At 47.4% G+C, this 8515-nt stretch carries 6 protein-coding genes; all 6 read left to right on the top strand.

Features of this window, described 5'->3' with window-relative positions:
• Positions 1 to 735: 735 nt before the first annotated feature.
• The 6 genes from RN22_RS23250 (at position 736) to RN22_RS23275 (ending at position 8376) form a co-directional block, all read left to right on the top strand.
• A complete protein-coding gene (locus RN22_RS23250; protein ID WP_002542587.1) occupies positions 736 to 1944 on the top strand; it encodes an AAA family ATPase in 1209 nt (402 codons plus the stop codon).
• Between the two features lie 3 nt (positions 1945 to 1947).
• Positions 1948 to 2916, top strand: coding sequence for a ParB/RepB/Spo0J family partition protein (locus tag RN22_RS23255; RefSeq protein ID WP_046308205.1), 969 nt, complete (start codon positions 1948 to 1950; stop codon positions 2914 to 2916).
• Positions 2917 to 3048: 132 nt separating this feature from the next.
• Complete coding sequence (locus tag RN22_RS23260) at positions 3049 to 5094, top strand: tRNA(Met) cytidine acetyltransferase TmcA (protein ID WP_156168251.1); 2046 nt, start codon at positions 3049 to 3051, stop codon at positions 5092 to 5094.
• A 9-nt stretch (positions 5095 to 5103) separates the two neighbouring features.
• Complete coding sequence (locus RN22_RS23265; protein WP_046308207.1) at positions 5104 to 5856, top strand: phosphatase; 753 nt, start codon at positions 5104 to 5106, stop codon at positions 5854 to 5856.
• Between the two features lie 186 nt (positions 5857 to 6042).
• On the top strand, positions 6043 to 6426 hold the full coding sequence (locus tag RN22_RS23270; protein WP_046308208.1) for a PilZ domain-containing protein: 384 nt from the start codon (positions 6043 to 6045) through the stop codon (positions 6424 to 6426).
• Positions 6427 to 6711: 285 nt separating this feature from the next.
• The gene (locus tag RN22_RS23275; RefSeq protein ID WP_046308209.1) at positions 6712 to 8376 is read left to right on the top strand and encodes a DUF342 domain-containing protein; all 1665 of its coding nucleotides are present in this window, start codon (positions 6712 to 6714) and stop codon (positions 8374 to 8376) included.
• The last annotated feature ends 139 nt before the right edge of the window (positions 8377 to 8515 follow it).

The raw sequence follows: 8515 nt of genomic DNA on the forward strand, positions 1-8515 counted from the left end.
GATGATCAAGTGAGTGTTTGTGCATTTTGGATGAGATTGGGCTGAGCCCTGACTCTTGCCATTTAAAGCTTAACGTCATTGATTTTTTGGAGAAAGCCAGTATTGAAAAGGCATCAGCCGTAATTTGGCGCCACATTGTCATCGTTCCGGTACTTCAACTTGATGATCAATATGCTGACTGTTACTTGATCATCTTTTCGGAAAATGGCGATCCGATCGCCCTACTCTTTGGCGAATTATTCCTCTGATTTTCACCTTGATCATTTTTCCTATTCAGTACTCTGCGATTGAAAGCATGATCAAGGATGAGCAGAGGATTTACATCATTCCAATAACGTTTCCATCTTCAACTTGATCATGCTTCCGAAACGATGATCAAGAAGAGATGCAATAGCGTGACTCTGTCGACCAGAATCAGGTATTCAATCTGAAATCAGTGAACCCTGATGTTGAAATAACATCGACCGTAAATTAGACGTATCTTTTCAGCGTTCCGGTGTTTTGGCTTATTATTGCTTTTTAATTCGGGTTTACATTGTAAAAAGGTGACGTTGTAACACTTTAAATCTGTGTGTTTAGACCTGTCATAAGTCACAATTTTTTTGTGCGATTTTTCATCATCTTGACATAAAGTGAGCAAGATCTTAATTATTTTGCAGTATGTTCAGCTATTTATTGTGCGTGATGTATTTTGCTGTACAATTTGTTTAATTCTCTTTTATGGCGAAAAGAAAAATGAATAGGGAAAAGACAATAGAAAACCTGCAAACTATTGCAGAGCAAACAAAGCAGGTTCAAGCGGACCGTATTGAAATCGTGATGGAGGAACGTCACGATCAACTGTTCCCACCTATGTCAAAAGCATTGATGGAAACGCGTTCAGGTTTGACACGTCGTAAATTGGATGAAGCCATTGGCCGTATGGAAGAGTCTGGCCATCAGTTCACTAAAAACAACGCGAACCACTACTCCATCACACTGGATGAAGCTCATCAGATCATGGAAGCCGCTAAAATCCCTGCTTTCCATGAAGGCAAAGGTGCGGGCTACAAACCTTGGGTTATCAATATCCAAAACCAGAAGGGTGGTACCGGTAAGTCAATGAGTGCGGTTCATATGGCTGCTTGCATGGCACTGAACCTTGAAAAGCGCTACCGCATCTGTCTGATTGACTTGGATCCACAGGGCTCGCTTCGTCTTTTCCTGAACCCTCAGATCAGCATCACTGAGCAGGAAGGCATCTATTCTGCTGTTGACGTGATGTTAGATAACACGCCACAGACACCTGACAAAGAGTTCATGATGAAGAATGTACTGCTTCCTACGCAGTACCCAAATCTGAAGACGATTGCTGCTTTCCCTGAAGACGCTATGTTCAACGCTGAAGCGTGGCAGAGCCTGGCGACCAATGGCTCTCTGGACATTGTTCAGTTGCTGAAAGAGAAAGTGATCGATGTGATTGCCGATGAGTTTGACGTCATCATGATTGATACGGGTCCACATATCGACCCGCTGGTCTGGAATGCCATGTATGCTTCAAATGCTCTGCTGATCCCATGTGCAGCAAAGCGTCTGGACTGGGCTTCTACCGTTAACTTTTTCCAGCATTTGCCAACCGTGTACGAAATGTTCCCAGAGGATTGGCCGGGTCTTGAGTTTGTGCGCCTGGTGCCTACTATGTTTGAAGATGACAACAAGAAGCAGGTCTCGGTGCTGACAGAAATGAACTATCTGCTTGGTGATCAGGTGATGATGGCGACGATTCCACGTAGCCGAGCATTTGAAACCTGTGCCGATACTTACAGCACAGTATTTGATCTCACTGCCCAAGACTTTGAGGGTGGTAAAAAGACCCTATCAACGGCGCAGGAAGCGGTTCATCGTGCCGGGCTGGAGCTGGAGCGGGTGCTTCACAGCCATTGGTCGCAGCGAAACCAGGAGTGATAAATGGCCATTAAAACGTCAGAACTGAATGCGCGTCTGTTTGGTAAAGCGGATAAACGTCGCGCTACCTCGGCGCAGGAAGCGCAAAAAGCCGCTTCTGATAAAGCAGCGGTGATTGAACTTTCTGTTGCCGGTGAAGCCACTGTGGAATTTGAACTGGTGCGTGTGGCAGCAGCGGATGTCGCTAACCGCACATCCGTGTTCTCGGAAAACGCCCGTGAGCAATCTTTCCTCAATGAGCTCGCCTTACAAGATATTCTCACCACGCTAAAAGATCGTGGTCAGCAATATCCTGCTGTCGGTCGTTGGCTGGAAGGCGATAAGATTGAAGTACTGGACGGTAGCCGCCGTCGAATGTCCTGTATTCTCGCCAAGCAAGACTTCCTGATTTATGTCGCTAAAGGCATTAATAGCAAGCATGCGAAATTCCTGTCGGATGTGGCCAATGCACACAAACCGCTGTCGCTTTATGAGCGTGGTAAAGAGATGCAGGCCATGCTGGATCGCGGTGATGTGCTTGATCAGAAAGAGTTAGCGAAGGTTTGTCAATGCAGTGAAGCGCTGGTCAGTGGCGCATTGAAAGCCGCTGCGCTTCCTTTATCACTGCTACAAGCTTACCCAAGTGTTGCTGAACTGGGCCGCCCTACAATCGTTAAGTTGCACAAGCTTTACTTCTCTTTGACGGATGATGAAAAAGCGGCGCTGGATGCCAAATTTGAAGGTACGCCGGTTTGGCAAACTGTCGAAGCGACGGGTGTAAGCCGTATTACCCGCGAGGTGACCTTGGTTTTGGAGCAATGGTGCGACTCGCTTAAACCAAAAGCGGCGAAGCCTGAAGCACCGGCAATTGATTTGATCAAAGGCCGCGCAAGCTACCGCCGAAAAGGTGATGCGATTTCAATTAATCTGAAAAAGCTTAATGATGAAGACGCTGATGCCATTCTGGCGTTTATCAAGTCCCGTCTTGCGTAATTTGATAACGACACTAAAACGCGCCTCTCGGCGCGTTTTTTTCTTCGATTTAGAGCAACCACATTTTAACTCTCTCTCCGCTATCGTATTTCCGTTATCATTGATGGGTACTCATTGATAAACGAAAAGATTGTGACCACTGATCCTCTTCAATTACTGCAGATACTTAAAGACAAGGCAAAATCAGGCTTTGTCAGATTTCCGGTTTTCCTCTCTGGAGACGATGCGTTCTTGAGGGAAGTGCTTTCTGCCTGTGACTTAGATTCGGTGATAAGTGACGAATTGAAGGGGATAGATGCCCTTCCCTGGAGCAAAGCCAAGCAGCTGTTAGGGCAGGAAACCGGGACTCTTGCTCTCGACCTTCGGCAAGGTTTGGATGTCGATAGGCTTTGCGCCGCCGCTGGATGCGTGCGAGGTGGTGCTTTATTGCTTTTGATCGTAGACGAAGAAAGCGCAATTCGAAGCCGCTTTTATCAACGTTTCCTCCGTTTTGGAGCGCATCCTTACGCTGCGTTTCTCCGTCAGCACGGCGAATCATCGTTGCCAACGATGGATGTCACTATCGCAAAGTGCAAAGGGGTTGATGCGAACACTGGGACGACCGAACCTCAGAAAATGGCAATTGAGGCCATAGAGAAGGTATTGAAAGGACATCGCCGTCGCCCTGCGCTTCTAGTGGCTGATCGTGGTCGCGGTAAATCTTCGGCAATGGGTATTGCAGCGTCTGAAGTGATGCGCCAATCAAAAAAACAGATCGTTGTTACCTCCCCAACCTTTTCGAACGTTGAAACCCTGTTTTACCATGCGGCACAACGCGGAGGGCTGGCGAAGAAGGGGCGCTTTTCATTCGTGTCAGATAACGGCAGTGAGATTTCCTTTATCGCCCCTGATGCCTTACTTCGTGATAAGCCCTCATGCGACCTACTTTTGGTCGATGAAGCCGCCGCGATTCCCCTTCCTATGTTGTCGAAAATTCTGAAAGGCTTTAGCCGAGTTGTCTTTTCTTCGACAGAGCATGGCTATGAAGGAACCGGCCGTGCGTTCAGCACCCGCTTTAGAAACATGCTAAATGACGAGGCTAAAGGGTGGCGTGAAGTCTGTCTTACTGAGCCTGTACGCTGGTCTGAGAATGATCCTCTTGAGCTGTGGCTGTTCAGTGCATTTTTGTTTGATGCTGAGCCTTTATTGCCGAATACATCAGAGCAGGCTGTCACCATCAGATCTCTTGAGGCGGATAACCTTGCCAATGATGAAAACACGTTAAAACAGCTGTTCTCTTTATTGGTGACTGCTCATTACCAAACCTCACCCAATGATTTGGTTCAGCTGCTGGATGGCCAAGACCAGCATATGATTGGCGCATACTGTGGCAACATTTTGGTCGGGGCGCTACTTGCATCAAAAGAAGGGGGCTTTGAGCGTGATTTGGCACAAGCTGTCGTCGATGGAAAACGCCGTCTTAAAGGTCATCTTCTTGCACAAAGCCTTTCTACTCACACTGGGAATGTAGAGGTACTGACAAGCACCCTTCTTCGCATTGTTCGTATCGCAGTGTTACCGGAGTTCAGGAATAAGGGTATCGGCAAGCAGTTAATCGGTGAGTTAGAGGAAACGGCAGCCAGAGAAAACATCCAGCTTGTTGGCACCAGTTTTGGTGCTAACCATGGACTTTGGCAGTTTTGGTCTTCATTGGGTTATCAGCCTTTGCGTCTGGGTGTACAAAGAGATGCTGCGAGCGGTACCTACTCGCTTCAAATGGCAAAGCCAATTCAATACAAACCTGATTGGTTCGATGGCATTCAGCACTTGTTCTATCTCAACCTTAGTTATCAGATGGCTGAACAGTTTTCTGACATGGATACGGCGTTGATCCCTGCTTTGCTATCTGGCGCAGATGTCGTCGCTACGCCTTCCGACGTTACACTTCATCAGGTTCGCCTTTTTGCACAGGGTAATCTGGGATACGATTTAGTCACGGGAAGTTTGTGGCAGTGGTTTGTACATCGGCTTGCCACAAAGCCTGCTGATAATAAATCTGACGAAATGCGTTCACTGATGATTGCACGCGTTCTCCAACGACAGTCTTGGGCTGATGTAGCAGAAGCGTTCGGCTTTCGTGGACGTAAAGATACAGAATCAGCAATGCGTGATTGGACTCGTCAGCAGTTGGCACAATAAGGACATACAATGAAACTCGTCGTTGACACCCACACCCATACTCTAGCCAGCGGGCATGCGTACAGCACTATTTTAGAGAATGCTGCACACGCCAAGGCGGTAGGTTTAAGCCATCTTTGTGTGACTGACCATGCCAGCTCTATGCCTGGCGCGCCACATCACTGGCATTTTGTTAATCAAAGGGTGATCCCTGATCACCTTAACAATGTGCGTATTCTTCGCGGCGTAGAAGCCAACATTATGAATGCTGATGGCGAATTAGATATGCCGACTTATGTTTATGCTGGGATGGAGTGGGTTAATGCCAGCTTGCATGAGGCGGTTTTTCGGGCGCAATCTAAAGAGGCGCATACCCAAGCAATGATTCGCGCGATGGAAACTCAGTTAATTGATGCCATTGCACACCCGGGAAATCCAAATTATCCCATTGATGCAGAGGCTGTGGTTGATGCTGCCGTTCAACATGGTGTGGCTATCGAGCTGAACAATTCCTCTTTGAATGGCTCGCGTAAAGGCAGTGAACCGTTCTGCCTTACTATTGCTGAACTTGCAAAGGAGAAGGGGGCTTATGTCTCGACTGGCTCAGATGCGCATTTCGCCTTAGACATTGGTAACCTTTCCAGCGTACAGAGGATCATTGAACAAGTTGGTCTTTCTGAAGAGCAAGTCATCACGTCAGAAGCAGAACGTTTCGAGACATTCCAACGTCGTCGATTTGCAATCAGGCAAAGACGTGTCGAAGAACTCTCTCAGAGAGCGTAAATTTACACTGTAAATGAAGGTGAAATTTCTCAGAGGTTTGGATAAGATTTATCTAACATTCAATACATTCAATGTATTGAATAGCAAATATACTTTGTACTCTGCTGCAGAGAAACTCAGTGCTTTACCATTAGTTGGCCGCTAAGCACAAAAGAGGGAAGAGGCTGATGTCGGGGAGGCAGTGTAATGAACGATTATGAAAAACTCTGCGATACCCTGATTGAAAAATCAGGGGGAGAGGGTGAGTGCAAACGCTTCCAGGAAAGAATCGAACTTGGTGGCGGCGGTATTCACGCCCGCTTGTATGTTACGTCCCACCCCTTGGATGAACATGATGAAGAAGATTTTGGTCATCCCGTCGTTATTCGGGATATCAGTCGTAGTGGAATGGGATTGTTGACCCAGGAAAGTGTCGATATTGATGCCAATTACTTTTTGAAAGTTGTTGATATTCCTTCACTAAAAGGCACTCTGGTCTATTGTAACGATGAATCTGATGGTAAGTTTCGTTATGGTTTCAGCTTAGATGAATGGTTATCAGATGAAGAGCATCAGAAGCTATCTCCTTAGCATTCTGAATCGTTAACTTCCTGATTTAAAAGCACACTGAACCAGTGTGCTTTTTTTGTACTTCACAACGTAGGATTAAACTTTAATGAGAGGAGGGCAGAATAGCCAAAACTCTCTATAATTCATTTATATGACACAGGTATCTTAATTGAGTCAATCGTCATTAGTTTAATGAGATCTGATTCTAACTTGAGTGTTGTGGTGTTTCTTTTGAAGTGTTTCATCTAGGTAGAATACGAGTGTGATATTCGTTCGTAGTTTTAGTGTATTTATTTAGGGGATTACATGCTGCAACAGCTTTTGCGGCTGTCTAACGATGGTCGCAGGGTCTACATGACTGTAGTACCTAAGGCAGACCAAGACGCGCCCCAAATCGAAAAAAAGCATATCGTTGATTGGCTTATCCAACATAAAGTGGCCAGTTTCTTTCGCTTTGAGCAAACCATCGAAGCGGTGCTGGTCAAGATTAACGCTTCCACCGACGAGTGGAAGGGGGAGCCAGACGATGTCGTTGTTGCTGAACGTCGTGATGCGACGGTCAGCGCACGCTTTGACGATGAAAAAATGACGGCATTCCTGCGCGTCAATGGCGCGTGTGGTGGTAACCCCATCAAAGGCAATGATCTCCTTGCCGCGCTGAAAGCGTCCCAAATTGTGCGCGGTGTAAAGAAACAAACCCTACAAAAATTGCTCACCGCTTCGGCCCGTCTCAAGCCGGGCGAGTACCTCGAAGTGCCGATTGCCAACGGCAAATGGCCAATTCCCGGTGACGACTCCAAGCTTGCATATTTGGTTCAAGACAGCAAATCCCGCGTGCTCCGCCCTCAAGAGCGAGAAGATGGCACGGTTGATATGCGTGACTTGGGCAAGATGATCACAGTTCAAGAAGGGCAACCGCTCGCCAAGCGCATTCCTCCGACAAAGGGGATTGAAGGTTTCCGTGTTACCGGCGAAGTCCTTCCGACCACGCCAGGTAATGACGTACCACTAAAGCTCTATCCAGGTAGTAAATTCAGCAGCAATGATGAAAATGTGATTGTTGCTGAAGTCGCAGGCTTACCGCTTTTGCACCCTGATGGTGTGGAAGTGGATAACGCCCTGTGTATGAAGTCGGTGACCGTCGCGACGGGCCACGTGGATTTTGAAGGCAGTGTCGTCATTAACGGTGACGTGAATGCCGGCATGAAGGTGAGCGCGACGGGGTCAATCACTGTTGGTGGTGTGGTGGAATCTGCAACGTTAACGGCGGGTGGAGATATCATCATTCACAATGGTATTTTGGGCCGACAGGTTCAATCCGAACAAGAGATCACCACCAGCTTGCAAGCCAAAGGCTCGATAGTGGCCAAGTTCGCTCAGTACGCCCGTATAGAAGCCAGAGGTGATATCAATATCAGCCAGCATGCGATGCATTGCCGCACATTTACAGAGAGCAATCTTGTCGTCTGTGATGCCAATAAACGGACGGGAACCTTAACGGGCGGTACGCATGTGGCCCAGTGTGGCGTGAAGGTGCTTACGCTTGGGGCAGCCTCCGGTGTCCATACCAATGTTCATGCCTTTACAGGCCTCAGTGATTTAATGGCAGACACGCTACACCTCTCAAAAGAGCTGGATCACGAGCACGAGCAGTTGATGAAGGTGAAAGACGCCGAGATGAAACTGCTTCAGCAACCGGCAAACAAGCGTCCTGAAGAACTTATTGAGCGTTTGGCGTGGACTAAAACGCATCACTTTGAACGCATTGCGGAAATCAAAGCCAAGATGGAAAACAGCTCCTCTGAGCTCAGTACCTTGTACCGCCGCTATGTGATTGAAGTGTATAAAAACTGCTTCCCAGGGGTTTATTGTCAGATTGGGGACACATCTGCCAACTTGGTGAACGAGTATGGCGCCTGTAAATTTGTCACGAATGGCAAAGAAGTCACGATTGAAAAATCTTCTTCCTGATGTGTATACCCAAACTTTAGGGGCTGTTGACCTTTGGTGATGATTTTTGCAGCAGTTTGTGGGGGTTTTATGCAAGGCAGAAGCTTCGATGTGTAGCTAGCCTACATGAGACGCTGATAACGCAGCAGAAATTCCCCAC

Source organism: Grimontia sp. AD028, assembly GCF_000973155.1.
Lineage (GTDB): Bacteria > Pseudomonadota > Gammaproteobacteria > Enterobacterales > Vibrionaceae > Enterovibrio > Enterovibrio indicus.